This is a genomic window from Blastococcus sp. TF02-09 (assembly GCF_003319105.1).
GTDB lineage: Bacteria > Actinomycetota > Actinomycetes > Mycobacteriales > Geodermatophilaceae > Blastococcus.
In genome coordinates this window covers 24,926-39,966 of sequence record NZ_QOHH01000016.1, presented here as the reverse complement: position 1 = coordinate 39,966, position 15,041 = coordinate 24,926, and the positions used below count along the sequence as shown (strand labels likewise).

The 15,041-nt window shown below is 73.5% G+C and carries 14 protein-coding genes; 8 read left to right on the top strand and 6 right to left on the bottom strand.

Annotated features, from left to right (window positions below; translation table 11 throughout):
* Nucleotides 1-109: 109 nt before the first annotated feature.
* Both DQ239_RS19070 and DQ239_RS19065 read right to left on the bottom strand, forming a co-directional pair.
* Entirely contained in the window at nt 110-1,135 is a 1,026-nt protein-coding gene (locus tag DQ239_RS19070) for a potassium channel family protein (RefSeq protein ID WP_113835999.1), read from the bottom strand.
* A gap of 89 nt (nt 1,136-1,224) precedes the next feature.
* Nucleotides 1,225-2,964 (bottom strand): AMP-binding protein, encoded by a 1,740-nt coding sequence (locus tag DQ239_RS19065; RefSeq protein ID WP_113835998.1) that lies wholly within the window; start codon nt 2,962-2,964, stop codon nt 1,225-1,227.
* A 95-nt stretch (nt 2,965-3,059) separates the two neighbouring features.
* Here DQ239_RS19065 and DQ239_RS19060 point away from each other — a divergent pair, with 95 nt between their 5' ends.
* Nucleotides 3,060-3,914: a patatin-like phospholipase family protein gene (locus DQ239_RS19060; protein ID WP_113836015.1), complete on the top strand. Its 855-nt coding sequence runs from the start codon at nt 3,060-3,062 to the stop codon at nt 3,912-3,914.
* Here DQ239_RS19060 and DQ239_RS19055 read toward each other — a convergent pair.
* Complete coding sequence (locus DQ239_RS19055; RefSeq protein ID WP_199583178.1) at nt 3,911-5,482, bottom strand: long-chain-fatty-acid--CoA ligase; 1,572 nt, start codon at nt 5,480-5,482, stop codon at nt 3,911-3,913. The genes DQ239_RS19060 and DQ239_RS19055 overlap by 4 nt on opposite strands.
* Before the next feature lie 61 nt (nt 5,483-5,543).
* Nucleotides 5,544-6,197, bottom strand: a complete 654-nt coding sequence (locus tag DQ239_RS19050; protein WP_233489495.1) for a TetR/AcrR family transcriptional regulator — start codon at nt 6,195-6,197, stop codon at nt 5,544-5,546.
* 77 nt (nt 6,198-6,274) lie between these two features.
* Between DQ239_RS19050 and DQ239_RS19045 the strand changes: the two genes are divergently transcribed.
* Nucleotides 6,275-7,168 (top strand): enoyl-CoA hydratase-related protein, encoded by an 894-nt coding sequence (locus DQ239_RS19045; protein WP_113835997.1) that lies wholly within the window; start codon nt 6,275-6,277, stop codon nt 7,166-7,168.
* 3 nt (nt 7,169-7,171) lie between these two features.
* Here the strand turns inward: DQ239_RS19045 and DQ239_RS19040 are convergent, their stop codons facing one another.
* A complete protein-coding gene (locus DQ239_RS19040; protein ID WP_113835996.1) occupies nt 7,172-7,690 on the bottom strand; it encodes a MarR family transcriptional regulator in 519 nt (172 codons plus the stop codon).
* 84 nt (nt 7,691-7,774) lie between these two features.
* Between DQ239_RS19040 and DQ239_RS19035 the strand changes: the two genes are divergently transcribed.
* From DQ239_RS19035 to DQ239_RS19010, 6 genes are all read left to right on the top strand, one after another.
* On the top strand, nt 7,775-8,332 hold the full coding sequence (locus DQ239_RS19035; RefSeq protein WP_113835995.1) for a YceI family protein: 558 nt from the start codon (nt 7,775-7,777) through the stop codon (nt 8,330-8,332).
* Between the two features lie 120 nt (nt 8,333-8,452).
* Nucleotides 8,453-9,742 carry a DUF4232 domain-containing protein gene (locus DQ239_RS19030; protein ID WP_158544903.1) on the top strand — a complete coding sequence of 430 codons (1,290 nt, stop codon included), beginning with the start codon at nt 8,453-8,455 and terminating at the stop codon, nt 9,740-9,742.
* 19 nt (nt 9,743-9,761) lie between these two features.
* Nucleotides 9,762-10,109 carry a hypothetical protein gene (locus DQ239_RS19025; protein WP_113835993.1) on the top strand — a complete coding sequence of 116 codons (348 nt, stop codon included), beginning with the start codon at nt 9,762-9,764 and terminating at the stop codon, nt 10,107-10,109.
* A gap of 98 nt (nt 10,110-10,207) precedes the next feature.
* Complete coding sequence (gene typA, locus DQ239_RS19020; RefSeq protein ID WP_113835992.1) at nt 10,208-12,100, top strand: translational GTPase TypA; 1,893 nt, start codon at nt 10,208-10,210, stop codon at nt 12,098-12,100.
* 262 nt (nt 12,101-12,362) lie between these two features.
* Complete coding sequence (locus tag DQ239_RS19015) at nt 12,363-12,860, top strand: DUF5994 family protein (protein ID WP_233489494.1); 498 nt, start codon at nt 12,363-12,365, stop codon at nt 12,858-12,860.
* A gap of 62 nt (nt 12,861-12,922) precedes the next feature.
* Nucleotides 12,923-13,918 (top strand): NAD-dependent epimerase/dehydratase family protein, encoded by a 996-nt coding sequence (locus tag DQ239_RS19010; protein ID WP_113835990.1) that lies wholly within the window; start codon nt 12,923-12,925, stop codon nt 13,916-13,918.
* An 81-nt stretch (nt 13,919-13,999) separates the two neighbouring features.
* On the opposite strand, the gene DQ239_RS19005 is transcribed toward DQ239_RS19010, so the two are convergent.
* The gene (locus tag DQ239_RS19005; protein ID WP_113835989.1) at nt 14,000-15,001 is read right to left on the bottom strand and encodes a sulfite exporter TauE/SafE family protein; all 1,002 of its coding nucleotides are present in this window, start codon (nt 14,999-15,001) and stop codon (nt 14,000-14,002) included.
* Nucleotides 15,002-15,041 lie beyond the last annotated feature (40 nt).

Genomic DNA, 15,041 nt, shown 5'->3' with positions numbered 1-15,041 from the left:
CCCTGCGAGGGCCGCCGACGAGTGGGCCCGGAGGGTCCGCGAGAAGGTGGCGGTGGTGCTCAGCGCAGCCGGGGAATGGCACGTGGCCGCGGTCGACGTCCGGAGGACGTCAATGTGATCGCACGACGACGAGGACGTCCTCGGGCTGCAGGGTGCCGATCAGCGGGTCGTCGAAGCGGAGCGTGCGCCCGCCGCGGGTCACCGACAGGACGATGTCGCGCAGGTCGCGCGGGCCCAGCCCCACCTCGCTGGCGCTGGCCGTGCGCTGGTGCAGGTCCAGGCCCTGCCCGCCGGTGACCAGGTCCTCGACCACGGCCACGACCCGGGGCGAGTCGGTGGACAGGCCGAGCAGCCGCCCGGAGGTGGCCGAGGTGGTGATCACGGTGTCGGCGCCGGACTGGCGGAGGAGGTTGGCGTTCTCCTCCTCCCGGACGCTGGTGGTGATCGGCACGCTGTGGTTGAGCTGCCGGACGGTCAGGGTGATGAGGACGGCGGCGTCGTCCCGGTTGGCCGCCACGATCACCGCCCGGGCCCGCTCCACCGATGCCCGGCGGAGCACCTCGGTGCGGCCGGCGTCGCCGATGATGCCGGTCAGGCCGAGGGAGTTGGCCTCGTCGATGGCCCGCGGCTCCGGGTCGACGACGACGATCTTGTCCGCCGGCGTGCCGTTGGCGATGAGCGAGCGGATGGCGCTGCGGCCCTTGGTGCCGTAGCCGCAGACGATGACGTGCTGGCGCACGCGGGACCTCCAGCGTCGGATGCGGAACTCCTCCCGCGAGCGCGCGGTCAGCGCCTCGAGGGTCGTCCCGATGAGGACGATCAGGAACATGATCCGCAGGGGCGTGATCAGCACGATGTTGATGAGCCGGGCCTCGGGCGTGATCGGGGTGATGTCCCCGTAGCCCGTGGTGGAGAGGGTGACGGTCGCGTAGTACGTCGCGTCGAGCAGCGAGATGCCCACCTCGTCGCCGTCCCGGTAGGCGTCCCGGTCCAGCCAGACGATCAGGACCACGACCACCAGGACGATGGCGGCGATCCACACCCGGCGCAGCACCTGCCGGACGGGGGAGACCTCCTCGTGCGCGATCCGGACGCCGGCGTGCTCGGTGTCGGCGCCTTCCCACTCGGTGTCCACGCCGCGGACAGTAGATGAAGGACCCTCCTGCCCCCCACCACTCGCAGGCTCGCGGCGGGTCCCTGCAGGAGGGCCGGGCAGCGCAGGCGTCAGCCGCCGACCTTCTCCCGCTCCAGCGCGGCGAGCTCGCGCTTGAGCACCTTGCCGGCGGCCGAGACCGGGATGGCGTCGATGAACACCACGTCGCGGAGCCGCTTGTAGTGCGTCACCTTGTCGTTGACGGCCTTCAGTACCGACTCCCGGGTGAGCGCGGCGCCGGCGTCGTCGGCCTTGCGGACGACGTAGGCGACCGGCAGCTCGCCGGCCTCCTCGTCGGGGCGGCCGACGACCGCGGCGCCCGCGACGCCGGGCGTGCCGAAGAGGATCTCCTCGAGCTCGCGCGGGAAGACGTTGTAGCCCTTGTAGAGCAGCATGTCCTTGGTCCGGTCGACGATGGACAGGTAGCCGTCCTCGTCGAGGATCCCGACGTCCCCGGTGTGGAACCAGCCGTCGGCGTCGATCGACTCCGCGGTGGCCTCGGGGCGGTGCGCGTACCCGCGCATCACCTGCGGGCCGCGGATGCAGACCTCGCCCCGCTCGCCCTGCGGCATCTCGGCGCCGTCCTCCAGCGACCGGATGCTGACCTCGGTGTCGAAGACGGGGACGCCGACCGTGCCGGGCTTGCGGGTGCCTGACCGGAACGAGGGGTTGCCCGTCGCCATCATCGTGACCTCGGTCAGGCCGTAGCCCTCGCCGATCGTGGCGTTGGGCAGGAGCGCCTGGAGCCGCTGGATGAGCGGTACCGGGAGCGGCGCGGCGCCGCTGGACACCCCGCGCACGCCCGACCAGTCGCCCTGGACGAACGCCGGCACCTGGAGGAGCGCCACGAAGATCGGCGGCGCGCCCCCGATGGAGGTCACGTCGTAGCGGGCCATGTCCTCGACGTACGCCGCCGGGTCGAAGCGGGGGTGGATGATCACCGTCGTCCCGCTCATGACCATGCCGTTGAGGAAGCCGACGGCGCCCATCGCGTGGAACCAGGGCGTGAGGTTGATGATCCGGGCGGTGCCCATGGGCGTCGGGTACTCGTCGGTGCCGGCCACCTGCCGGGCGGTGACGTCGCCGTGCTCGTCCAGCTCGGGCACCGCGCCGTTGCTCCAGCACACCGACTGCAGCACGTTGGTGATCACGTTGCTGTGCGGGAGCTCCACGCCCTTGCTCACCCCGGTCGTGCCGCCGGTGTAGGCGAGGTGGGCCAGGTCCGCGTCCACGTCGACGCCGGCGTCGAGCCGCCGGTCGGTCGGGTCACCGGTCAGCAGGTCGGCGGCGTCGACGTCGCCGTCGGCCAGGTCCAGGCGGGCGGCGACGTCGTGCGAGTGCGCCTCACCGGTGACGATCACCGTCCGCACGGGGGTGGCGGCTAGCGCCGGGCGCACCATCGGCAGCACCTGGTCCCAGGTGATCAGCGCGGTGGCACCGGCGTCGGTCAGCTGCGCGGCGAGGTCGGCGGCCGGGAGCAGCGGGTTGGTGGGGGAGAAGGTCGCGCCCGACAGCATGATCCCGAAGTAGAGCGCGGGGTACTGGCGGCAGTTGGGGATGTGCAGCGCGACGACGTCGCCGCGCCCGATGCCCTGGTCGGCCAGCCAGCCGGCGACGGCGTGCGCGCGGGCTCCCAGCTCGGCGTAGGTCAGCGGGAGGTCGTGCTGGACGAACGCGGCCCGGTCGCCCCAGCGCCGGACGGCGGCACGCAGGATCGACCCGACCGGCACCTCGGGGTACTCCAGCGACCGCGGCAGACCCGGGGGCCAACTCCTCGTCGTGGTGTCCGGAGCCGGCTGCGTGGCGGTCATGCGCGTCCCTTCGTCGAGGAGTCCGTCCGTCGGATCATCCACGCCAGCGTGGCCCAGACCACATCGGGTGTCGAGGGTCTGTGACCATGGGGGGCATGAGCGACCAGCGCACGGCCCTCGTCCTCGGCGGCGGCGGCATCACCGGCATCGCCTGGGAGATCGGCGTGCTGGCCGGCCTCGCCGACGCGGGCGTCGACCTGACCTCGGCCGACCTGGTCGTGGGCACGTCCGCGGGGTCGGTCGTCGGCGCCCAGGTGACCGCCGGAGCGGACCTGGAGGCGATGTTCGCCCGGCAGCTGGAGCCGCCCGCGCAGGAGAAGGTGGCGCGGATGTCGCGGTCGAACCTGGCGCGCTACGCCTGGGCGATGCTGGTCAGCCGCGGCCGCGACGAGGAGTTCCGCCGCCGGGTCGGCTCGGTCGCGCTCGCCGCCGAGAAGGCCGGGCTGACCCCGACCGAGCAGGAGCGGCTGGACGTGATCGGCTCCCGGCTGGTCGGCAGCGACTGGCCCGACCGGGAGCTGGTCATCACCGCCGTCGACGCGGAGACCGGCGAGTTCCGCGCCTTCGACCGCACCTCCGGCGTCCCGCTGCTGCAGGCGGTCGCCGCCAGCTGCGCCGTCCCCGGCGTCTACCCGCCGGTCACGATCGGCGACCGGCGCTACGTCGACGGCGGGATGCGCTCGGCGGCCAACGCCGACCTGGCCCAGGGCTACGACCGGCTGGTCGTGCTCGCCCCGATCCCGCGCGGGGTCGGCCCGATCGCCAGCGTCGACGCGCAGGTGACCGGCATGGTCTCGGCGCGCGTCGCCGTCGTCACTCCCGACGAGGGGGCGCGCAGGGCCATCGGCAAGAACGTGCTCGACCCCGCGGCCCGGGCGCCCGCGGCGCGGGCCGGGCGTGCGCAGGCGGCCGAGGTGGCTGCGCAGGTCGCCGACGCCTGGACGGGTTAGACCACCGGGTCGGCCACCAGCGAGCCGGCCGAGTGCTCCTGGCGCAGCGCCGTCTTGAGCACCTTGCCGCTGGGGTTGCGGGGCAGGGCGGCGACGACGGAGTACTCCCGCGGGTTCTTGTAGCGGGCAAGCTTGTCCCGGCACCACCCGGCGAGCTCCTCGGACGTGGGCGGGTCGTCGGGGTCGCGCGGGGCGATCACCGCCAGCGGCGCCTCGCCGTACCGCGTGTCGGGCACCCCGATCAGCGCCACCTCGCCGACCTTGGGGTACGCCGCGAGCACGTCCTCGACCTCGGCGCAGTAGATGTTCTCCCCGCCCGAGATGATCATGTCCTTCTTGCGGTCGACGACGTAGAAGTAGCCGTCCTCGTCCTGGCGCACCAGGTCCCCGGAGTGGAACCAGCCGCCGGCGAACGCCTCCGCGGTGGCCTCCGGTTTGTTCCAGTACTCCTTCATGACCATCGGGCTGCGGTAGACGATCTCGCCCACCTCGCCCTGCGGCACGTCGTCCATCGCGTCGTCCACCACCCGCACCTCGACGTTGAGGATCGGCGTGCCGACCGAGCCGATCTTGCGCAGCGAGTCCTCGCCGCGCAGCAGGCAGGTGACCGGGCTGCACTCGGTCTGCCCGAAGGCGGTGACCACCTCGGCCTGCGGGAAGGCGTCGATGAGCGCGCGGAGCAGGGTGGTGGACGCCGGGGCGGCTCCCCAGGAGACGCGGCGCAGGTGCGAGAGGTCGCGGTCGGCGATCCCCGGGACGGCGAGGACGGCCGCCCACATGGCCGGCACCAGGAAGATGCTCGAGACCTGCTCGCGCTCCATCAGGTCCAGCGTCTCGACCGGGTCGAAGGCGCCGGACCGGATGATCACGTGGGTGCCGCCCAGCAGCAGCGGCGGCATGCCCCCGGCCAGGCCGGCGATGTGGAAGAGGGGTGCGCCGGGGACCGCCACCCGGTCGGCGGGATCCCAGCCGAGGGTGGTGATCTGGCTGAACGCGTGCATGAGCAGGTTGCGGTGGGTGAGCACCGCGCCCTTGGGGCGGCCGGTGGTCCCGGAGGTGTACATGAGGAACGCCGGCTCGTCCTCGTCTACGTCCACCTCGAGGGGCTCCGCGCCTGCCGCGGCCAGCGCCTCCTCGTAGTCGTCCCCGATCACCAGCGTCGTCGTCACCGCCGGTGCCTGCGCGCGCGCCTTGGCGGCGACCTCGGCGAGCGCGGTGTCGACGACGAGGGCGACGGAGCTGGAGTCGGTGAGCACGTAGGCGACCTCGTCGGCCACGAGCCGGAAGTTGACCGGGACGACGATCGCGCCCAGCCGTGCGCCGGCGAGGTAGGTCTCCCAGGTCTCCATGCCGTTGAGCGCCAGGACGGCGACCCGGTCGCCGGTGCCGACGCCCCGCTGCTGCAGGGCGCGGGCCAGCCGGGTCACCCGCTCGTCGAGCTCGCCGTAGCTGCGTCCGGCCCCCTCGAAGCGGAGCGCGGTCTCGTCGGGTGTCTTCCGGGCGTGCCGGGCGAGCTGGTCGGCCAGGGTCATGCCCCGGCCCCGCAGGGCGGGGATCTCGACGGTCACGGGAGCTCCTCGACGGTGGGGGCTGTGACGTGCGTCATGCTGGCCGGGCCCGGTCAGGGGGTCAAGCGTCGCCGTCGAGCCCCAGCAGCCGGGCGGCCAGCCGCTTCCACAGCGGGAGGTGGGGATCGGTGGCGGCCGGCCGGGGCTCGAAGGCGTAGACCAGCGCCACCCCGCGCATGCTGGTGAACAGCAGCTCGGTGAGGTCGGCGTAGACGGGGGAGGCGGCGAACTCCGGGCCCCAGATCCCGTCCCCGACCGCGGCCATCGCCGCGCGCAGCCGTCCCTCGCCGCTGCCGAGCGCCGCGCGCAGGGCCGGGTCGGTGCGGGCGGCGGTCCACAGCTCGGTCGCGGCCCAGAACGGCGGTTCCTGGAACGTCGCCCACATGAGGTCGATGGCGCGGTCGACCCGCTCGCGACCGGTGGGCCCGTCGGCCATGAGCGCCACCGACCGCCGCCGCACCTCCTCGAGCTGCGTCGTCACCAGGTGGTCGCAGGCGGCCACCAGCAGCTCGGCGCGGGAGGGGAAGTGGTGCAGCAACCGGCCGCGGGAGATGCCGGCCCGCGCCTGGACGGCGAGGGTGGAGGCGCCGGCGTAGCCCTCCTCGACCAGGCAGTCGACGGCGGCGTCGAGGATCAGCATGCGGCTGTCGGCGGTGCGCGCGGACCGTGACCGGGCAGGCCGCGCGGTGCCCAGCGGCACGGGATCGGACGTCACCGGGCGAGCCTAGGGCCGCAGGGCCCCGGCCAACAGTCACCGTTGACCGCTCGGGCTGCGGGCTGGCACGGTGCGGCATGGATCTCACCGAGCTCCGCTACGAGGTCGCCGACCGGGTCGCCACGATCCGGCTGCACCGCCCGGAGCGGCTGAACGCCTTCACCCCGACGATGGCCGACGAGCTGGTCCGGGTGACGGCCGCCGCGGACGCGGACGACGAGGTGCGCGTCGTCGTCGTCACCGGATCGGGCCGGGGCTTCTGCGCCGGCGCGGACCTGGGCGGCGGCGCGGACACCTTCGCCGACCGGCTGACCCGGCACCGGCCGCCGGGGCTGCGCGAGGACATCGCCGGCTATCCCCGGGACGCCGGGGGAGTGGTGATCCTGGCGTTCGCCGCGCTGCGCAAGCCGGTCATCGCCGCGGTCAACGGGCCGGCGGTGGGTGTCGGCGCGACGCTCACGCTGCCGATGGACGTCCGGATCGCCGCGGAGTCGGCGCGCTTCGGCTTCGTGTCCGGCCGGGTCGGCATCGTGCCGGAGGCGGCCTCGACGTGGTTCCTGCCGCGGGTGGTCGGGATCAGCCAGGCGATGGAGTGGGTCGCCACGGGGCGGGTCTTCGACGCCGCGGAGGCGCTGCGCGGCGGCCTGGTCTCCCGGGTGGTGCCCGACGACCAGCTGCTGCCCGCCGCCGCCGCGCTGGCCCGCGAGATCGTCGCGAACACCAGCGGAGTGGCCGTCGGCGCCGCCCGTCAGCTGCTGTGGTCGATGCTCGGCGCCGCATCGCCGTGGGACGCGCACCGCGCGGAGTCACGGGCGGTGGTGGAGCTCGGCGCGGGCCCCGACAGCGCCGAGGGCGTGGCCTCGTTCCTCGAGAAGCGGCCGCCGCGCTTCACGACGCGGCTGGGCGACGGCCCGATCGCCGGTGTGCCCCGGTGGCCAGCCGCACCACCGGACGTCGTGGTCCGGGACTGAGTCCTAGGGGAGGGCGCGGGCCGCGGCCGGGTCGAGGTGCTCCAGGAGCGTCTCGCCCAGGTCGCGCATGTGCCCGACCTGCTCGGGGGTGAGCTGGTCGAACAGGTGCGCGCGCACGCTCTCCACGTGCACCGGGGCGGCGGCGTCCAGTGCGGCGAACCCCTCCTCGGTGAGGACGGCGAGCTGCCCGCGGCCGTCCTCGGCGCAGACCTGCCGGCGCACCCATCCGCGCTCCTCCAGCCGGGAGACGGCGTGGGAGAGGCGGCTGCGCGAGGAGAGGCACCGGTCGGCCAGCTCGCTCATCCGCATCATCTGCTCGGGAGCCTCGGAGAGGGCGACCAGGATCTCGTAGTAGGCGTGCGAGATGCCCGTGCTGCGGGTGAGCTCGCGGTCGAGGCGGTCCATGAGCAGCTGGGCGCTGAACAGCCATGCGCGCCACGCCCGCTGCTCCTCGGCGTCGAGCCACCGCGGTGCGGTCAGGTCGGGGGCGCCGGAGGGGGCGGGTGACACGTGCGCGGTCATGCCGACATCCTACTGGCGGAATAGTTCAGCGCTCAACTATGCTGCAGCTCGCGAAGGTCACACGCTCAACCACTTGGAGACACCATGACCAGCACCGTCCAGATCCCCGGTTACGTCGTCGGCACCTGGGACATCGACGCCAGCCACTCGACCGTCGGCTTCTCCGTCCGCCACATGATGGTCAGCAAGGTGCGCGGCTACTTCCGTGAGTTCTCCGGCGAGCTCGTCACCGCCGCCGACCCGGCGCAGTCGTCGGTCACCGCGACGATCAACATGGACTCGATCGACACCCGTCAGGAGCAGCGCGACGCCCACATCAAGTCCGCCGACTTCTTCGACGTGGGCAACCACACCGTGATGACCTTCCGCTCCACCGGCGTGCGCGCCGAGGGCGAGGACTGGCACGTCGACGGTGAGCTGACCCTCAAGGGCATCACCAAGCCGGTCACCCTGGAGCTCGAGCTCAACGGCTTCGGCCCGGACGCCTACGGCGGCACGCGCGCCGGCTTCAGCGCCAAGACCGTCATCTCCCGCTCCGAGTTCGGCGTCGACATCGACATGCCGATGGACGGCGGCGGCGTCGTCGTCGGCGACAAGATCAACGTCGAGCTCGAGATCGAGGCCGTGCTCCGCGCCGCCTGATCCCCCCGCACGACCCGTCGAGGGCCCCTGACGCGAGCTGCGTCAGGGGCCCTCGCGCGTCGGGGGCGTTCCGTCGCCGGCCTCCCCGTCGCCGGCGGGATCATGGGGCAGGCTGCCCGCGTGACCCGCGCGCGCTTCGTCGTCGGAGCCATCGGGCTGCTCGGTGGGCTCGTCGCGCTCGCCGGCGCACTGCGGACGGGCTGGTACACCCGCGTCTGGCTCGACGACTCCGCACCGTGCCAGCTGGCCGGGCAGTGTTCGCCGGCCGACATCGAGGCGGGCCTGCGGCGGCTGTGGTTCGTCGTCGGTGGCGGGCTCGGGGTCCTCGTCCTGGCTGCCGTCCTGCTCGCGTGGACGCTCTCGCTGACCCCCCGGCGCCCGGCCGCTCCGGCGCGCGCGGCGCCGGTGCACGCGCTGGTCGCGGGTCTGATCACCTGCGGGGTGGCTCTCTGCGCCGGTCTTCCGCTGCTGATCGCGGCGTTCAGCGGCCCGCACTTCCTGGCCGTCGCGCTCGTCGGCGCGTGGTTCGCCCAGGCCGGCGGGGTGCTGCTGGCCGCGCGCGTGGTCCGCTCGCAGCTGCCCACCCCGCGGCACGAGTGGCTCACGGCACTGCTGGTCAGCGCCGTCGGTGTGGGTGCGGTCGTGCTGACCTGGGTCGTCGACAGTTCCGAGTCCCTGACCGAGCTGCCGGTGGTGGACGCCGTGGCCGTGGCAGCCGCCGTGCTGGTCCAGCGGTCGCTGCAGGCCTTGCGAGAGCCACCGGCATGGCGGGCGGTGGCCGGGGGTGTCGCCGTCCTCACCGTCGGGGTGCTCCTGCTCGCGGCGCTGCTCGTCCCGGCCCCGACGGTCCCCCCGGCGTCGACCGCCCCGTCGACGGGCGTCACGCCGTCCGTCCCGGCGCCCGTTCCCGAGCCCGTCCCGGCGCCCCCTCCCGCGCCCAGTCCTCCGTCCAGCCCGACACCGGTGGTCGCCGACGTCCCCTGCGCCTCGTCGGACCTCACCTTCGCGGTGGGCGGCTTCGACGCCGCGATGGGCGCCCGTGCGGCGGCGGTGCAGGCCACCAACACCGGGACGGCGCCCTGCTGGCTGGAAGGTGTGCCGGTCGTCGTCCTCCTGCAGGGTGGCCGACCGTTGGCGCTGCAGGTGCTGCCGGGGGAGACGCCTCAGGGGGACCCGGCGTCGGTGGAGCGGGTGGGGGTCGCGCCGGGCATGTCGGCGTTCGCGCTGCTGACCTGGCGCAGCTACGGCGGCTGGGCCGATGCGGAGACGGCGCAGGTGCTCACCGTGGCGCTCGACGCGTCGTCCACCCTGACCGCGGCGACCGTCCCGGAGGACGTCGGCCCGGCGCCGTTCGACATCGCTGACGGCGGCGCGTGGGGCGTCGCCCCGTGGTCGTCGCCCTGGAACTGAGCCGCGGGACACTGGGGGCATGTCGACCAGCAGCCTCGTCCGCACCCGCTTCCCCTCGGCCGCACTGGTCGTCGTCGGCCTGGCCGCCGGCTTCGGCATCGCGCAGGGCACCGGCATCCGGGCGCTCGGCGGCGCCGTCTTCGCCGCGGCGGGGCTGGCGGCCGGCTACCTGTGGCTCCACCGCAAGGGTCCGGGGACCGCTGTCGCGCTGGCCGCCCTGTACGTCGGGGCGTTCGTCCTGGCGCACGTGCTGGCCATCGGGGTGGGGCTGCCGGCCTGGCTGGCGGTGAGTCTGGTCACTCTGACCGCAGCCGGGGTCACCTTCGGGGTGGCCGACGGCGCTCGGGAGCCGGAACGGGTCGGCTGAGCGACTACTCTGGGAAGGTCGCCGCACGAGCGGCTGTTGCACGAGATGCCGCGCGCTGACGCTGCGGCCTCCCCGAACCCCCTGAGGTGCCCTTCCGCATGCCCACTCGCGACGACCTGCGCAACGTGGCGATCATCGCTCACGTCGACCACGGGAAGACGACCCTGGTCGACGCCCTCCTCCGCCAGGCAGGTGCCCTCGGGCGCGCCAAGGGCGAGGGGACGGACAACGACTCCACGCAGGACCGCGTGATGGACTCGATGGACCTCGAGCGCGAGCGCGGGATCACCATCCTGGCCAAGAACACCGCGATCCACCTGGCCGACGAGAACGGCAACCCCGTCGTCGTCAACATCGTCGACACCCCCGGCCACGCCGACTTCGGTGGCGAGGTCGAGCGCGGCCTGTCGATGGTCGACGGCGTCTGCCTGCTCGTCGACGCCTCCGAGGGCCCGCTCCCGCAGACCCGCTTCGTGCTCCGCAAGGCGCTGGGCAAGGGGATGCCGGTCATCCTCGCGGTCAACAAGACCGACCGCGCCGACGCTCGCATCGCCGAGGTCGTCGACGAGTGCTACGAGCTGTTCATGGAGCTCATGGAGGACGCCGGCCTGGACGCCGACGCCCTCGAGTTCCCGATCGTGTACTGCAGCGGTCGCAGCGGGAAGGCCTCGCTCACCCGCCCGGAGAACGGCAGCGAGCCGGACAACGACGACCTCGCCCCGCTGGTCAAGACGCTGCTGGACACCATCCCGGCGCCGGAGTACGACGCCGAGGAGCCGCTGCGCGCGCAGGTCACCAACCTCGACGCCTCGCCCTACCTCGGCCGTCTCGCGCTGCTGCGCATCCACTCCGGGACGATGAAGAGCGGCCAGCAGGTCGCCTGGTGTCGCACCGACGGCACGATCAAGAACGTCAGGATCACCGAGCTGCTGGTCACCGAGGGGCTCACCCGCACCCCGGCCGAGAGCGCCGGCCCCGGTGAGCTCGTGGCCATCGCCGGCATCGAGGACGTCATGATCGGCGACACCCTCGCCGACCCGAACGACCCGCGCCCGCTGCCGCCGCTGACCGTCGACGAGCCGTCGATCTCGATCACCATCGGCATCAACACCTCGCCGCTGTCGGGCAAGTCGGGCAAGAAGCTGACCGCCCGCCTGATCAAGAACCGCCTCGACCAGGAGCTCGTCGGCAACGTGTCGGTCCGCATGCTGCAGACCGACCGTCCCGACACCTGGGAGATGCAGGGCCGCGGCGAGCTGGCGCTGGCCATCCTCGTCGAGCAGCTGCGCCGCGAGGAGTTCGAGCTGACGGTCGGCCGCCCCACGGTGGTGACCAAGATGATCGACGGCACGCTGCATGAGCCGGTCGAGCGGGTCACGATCGACACTCCCGGCGAGTACGTCGGCACGCTGACCCAGGCGCTGGCCACCCGTCGCGGTCGGCTGGAGAACCTGGTGCACCACGACACCGGCTGGGCGCGGATGGAGTACATGGTCCCGTCCCGCGGTCTCATTGGGTTCCGCACCGAGTTCCTCACCGAGACCCGCGGCACCGGCGTCCTCAACCACAACCTCGAGGGCTACGAGCCGTGGCTGGGCGACATGCGCGCCCGCCCGACCGGCTCGCTGGTCGCCGACCGCCAGGGCGTGGCGACGACGTACTCGATGTTCTCGCTGCAGGAGCGCGGCCAGCTCATGGTCCAGCCCGGCACCGATGTCTACGAGGGCATGATCGTCGGGGAGAACTCCCGTCCGGACGACATGGACGTGAACATCACCAAGGAGAAGAAGCTCACCAACATGCGCAAGAGCACCTCCGAGGAGCTCGAGCGCCTGGTGCCGCCGAAGATCCTGAACCTGGAGCAGGCGCTGGAGTTCTGCGCCGAGGACGAGTGCGTCGAGGTCACCCCGGCCACCATCCGCATCCGCAAGGTGGTCCTCGACCAGACCGAGCGGGGCAAGGCCAAGAACAAGAAGCCCAAGCCCGCCTGAGCCACCGCGAGAAGGGCCCCCGCGCGCACCCGCGCCGGGGGCCCTTCTGCTTTTCCGCGGAAAAGCAGCCCGCTTTTCCGCGGAGAAGCGGCGCAGTGGTTTGGGTCGTGGCGGGCCGTGCACGAGGGGTGACGACGAGCCGCGGACGGTCGCCACGCCCGTCACTCGTGCACCGGGACGCGCGCGCCACCGCGCCTACGTTCTCCTCGGGGCCATGGGTCATGGTCGCCGGGGGACGAGTGCACGAGAGGCGGCCGACCGCATGACGACGATCACCCGTATGGCTCCGGTGGAGAACCACTTCCGGGGCGGCATCGATGTCCGGGTGAGCCTGCGGGACGGCGCGGGTGACGGGAACTCCGCCTTCGACGGGGCCTGGTTCCCGCGCAGCCGCGACCTCGGCGTCGAGCTGCCCGAGCTGATCGCGGAGCTGGAGCGCCGCGGCGTCCGCATCGAGCGCTTCACCTACTCACTGGAGGCGTGGGAGCCGGCGCCGCGCAAGCTGGTCCTCCGTGACCGGCTGGTGCGCACCGGCGGCTTCCGCAGCATGGACCCGCTCGTGGTCTGCCTGACCTGGAACGGCGGCACCCAGCGCGCGGACCTGCTCGTCGTCCCGCCGGAGACCGACGTGCTCACCGGCGCCCGCGCGCTGCGGCTGTGCACCCGCCGCGGGCTGCCCCGCTCGCCCCAGATGGTGCTGGCCGCCGCCCGGTCGACGCCGCTGCCGCAGGTCCCCCAGGTGCACCGCCGCGCCGTCTGATCCGGCTACGCCGACCGCGAACCGGCTGGACGGCCGAAGGAGCGGTCCGCTGGGGTGGGGCCATGCGGCTCCTGGTCCTCGGTGGCACCCACTTCCTCGGCCGGCACGTGGTGGCGGCGGCGCTGGCTCGCGGCCACGACGTCGCCACGTTCACCCGCGGCGTGTCCGGAGCGCCCCCGGAGGGCGTGCGGGCGCTGCACGGCGACCGGGACGACCCGGACGCACTGCCGAGGGCGCTCGCGGACTGGGCGCCCGAGCTCGTCGTCGACACCTCCTGCCAAACGCGCGCCGCCGCCCGCAACGCCGCTGCGGCGCTGGCCGGTGTCTCCGGCTACGCCTTCGTCAGCAGCCTCAACGCCTACCGCGGCTGGCCGCCCGGACCGGTCGGCCGAGAGGACGACGAGCCGACCTGGGACACCGACGAGGACGACTACGGCCCGAACAAGGCCTACGCCGAGCGGGTGATCGGCGCGGCGGTGGGCGAGGGGTTCCTCACCGCCCGCGCCGGCCTGATCGTCGGCCCGTGGGACGACGTCCACAGGCTGGGCTGGTGGCTGGAGCGCATCGCCCGGGGCGACCGCGTCGTCGTCCCGGACGCGCTCGAGCAGCCGATCGCGGTGGTGGACGCCCGCGACCTCGCCTCCTGGCTGGTGACCGCCGTCGAGCAGGGAGTCTCCGGCGCCGTCAACGCCACCGGCCCGACCGGGATGACCACGCTGGGCGGTCTGCTCGACGTCTGCCGCGAGGTCACCGGCAGCGACGCGGAGTGGGTGCCGGTGCCCGAGGCGGACCTGCTCGCCGCGGACGTCCAGCCGTGGGTGCACCTGCCGCTGTGGCTCCCGCGCGGCGTCGCCCGGACGGCGTGGGACGTCGACACCACCCGGGCCCGCGAGCTGGGGTTGACCACGCGCCCGCTGGTGGAGACCGTCGCCGACACCTGGTCGTGGCTGCAGGTCTCCGGGCGGCCGCCCCTGGCCCGGATGGCCCAGCTCGCCGAACCCGGCCTGCCTGCGGAACTGGAAGCCTCGCTGCTGGCCCGCCACGATCAGGCTCCCTGATCATGAAGCGTCCTCCCTCACGGTGCGCGGTGAGGGAGGACGCTCGGGGATCAGGTGAGCTGATCCCAGCTCGGCGTGCCTTCAGTCGCGCGGGGCGCTGGGCCGGCCGGCCGTGGCCCGGTCGACGACCGGGGCGTCGGCGACGACGTTGCGCTCGGCGTCCGCCGCGAGGGCGTTGAGCTCGGCCTCCGTGGCGAGGGCCTCGGCGGCCTCGAGCGCGGCCTCCGTGCGGTACGCGCGGTAGGACCACGCCACGGCGGCGGCCCAGACGACGTAGAGCACCGCGTAGACGGCGTAGCGGGTCGCGTCGCCGGCGTCGATCCAGTCGCTCTTCAGCAGCGTCCGGGTGTTGGTCAGCAGGATCAGACCGCCGACCAGGGAGCCGAGCATCCGCGGCGGGATGTGCCGCACGAGCCAGGCGGCGAGCGGCGCGGCGATCGAGCCGCCGATGAGCAGGGCGGCCACCCAGGTGAGGTTGATGCCTTGCGAGCCCAGCGACGCCAGGAAGCCGAGGCTGGCGGACAGCGCGACGAGGAACTCCGCGGTGCTCACCGAGCCTATGACCTTGCGCGGCTCCATCCGGCCGCTGGCCAGCAGCGCCGGGGTGCCGACCGGGCCCCAGCCGCCACCGCCGGTCGCGTCCACGAATCCCGCGACCAGCCCGAGCGGGCCGAGGAAGCGCTTCCGGACCGGCTTGCCGAGGTTGCGCCGGTTGATCCCGCGCAGGGTGAACCGGATCAGCAGGTAGAGGCCGAGGGTCAGCAGAATCAGCGACATCACCGGGGCGGCGACCTCGGTGGAGAGGCTCGCCAGCACGGTCGCGCCGACGAAGGCGCCGACCGCGCCGGGGATGCCGATCTTCGCGACGACCCTCCAGTCCACGTTGCCGAACCGCCAGTGCGCGACACCGGAGGTCAGCGTCGTCCCGATCTCGGCGAGGTGGATGGTGGCCGAGGCGGCGGCCGGGTTGGTGCCGATGGCCAGCAGCAGCGTCGTCGAGGTGGCGCCGTAGGCCATGCCGAGGCTGCCGTCGACGAGCTGGGCGCCCAGGCCCACGAGGGCGAGCAGCACGAGGGTTTTCACGGGGAGACGACTCCGGATCGGGGAGGGCGCGGCCGTACGA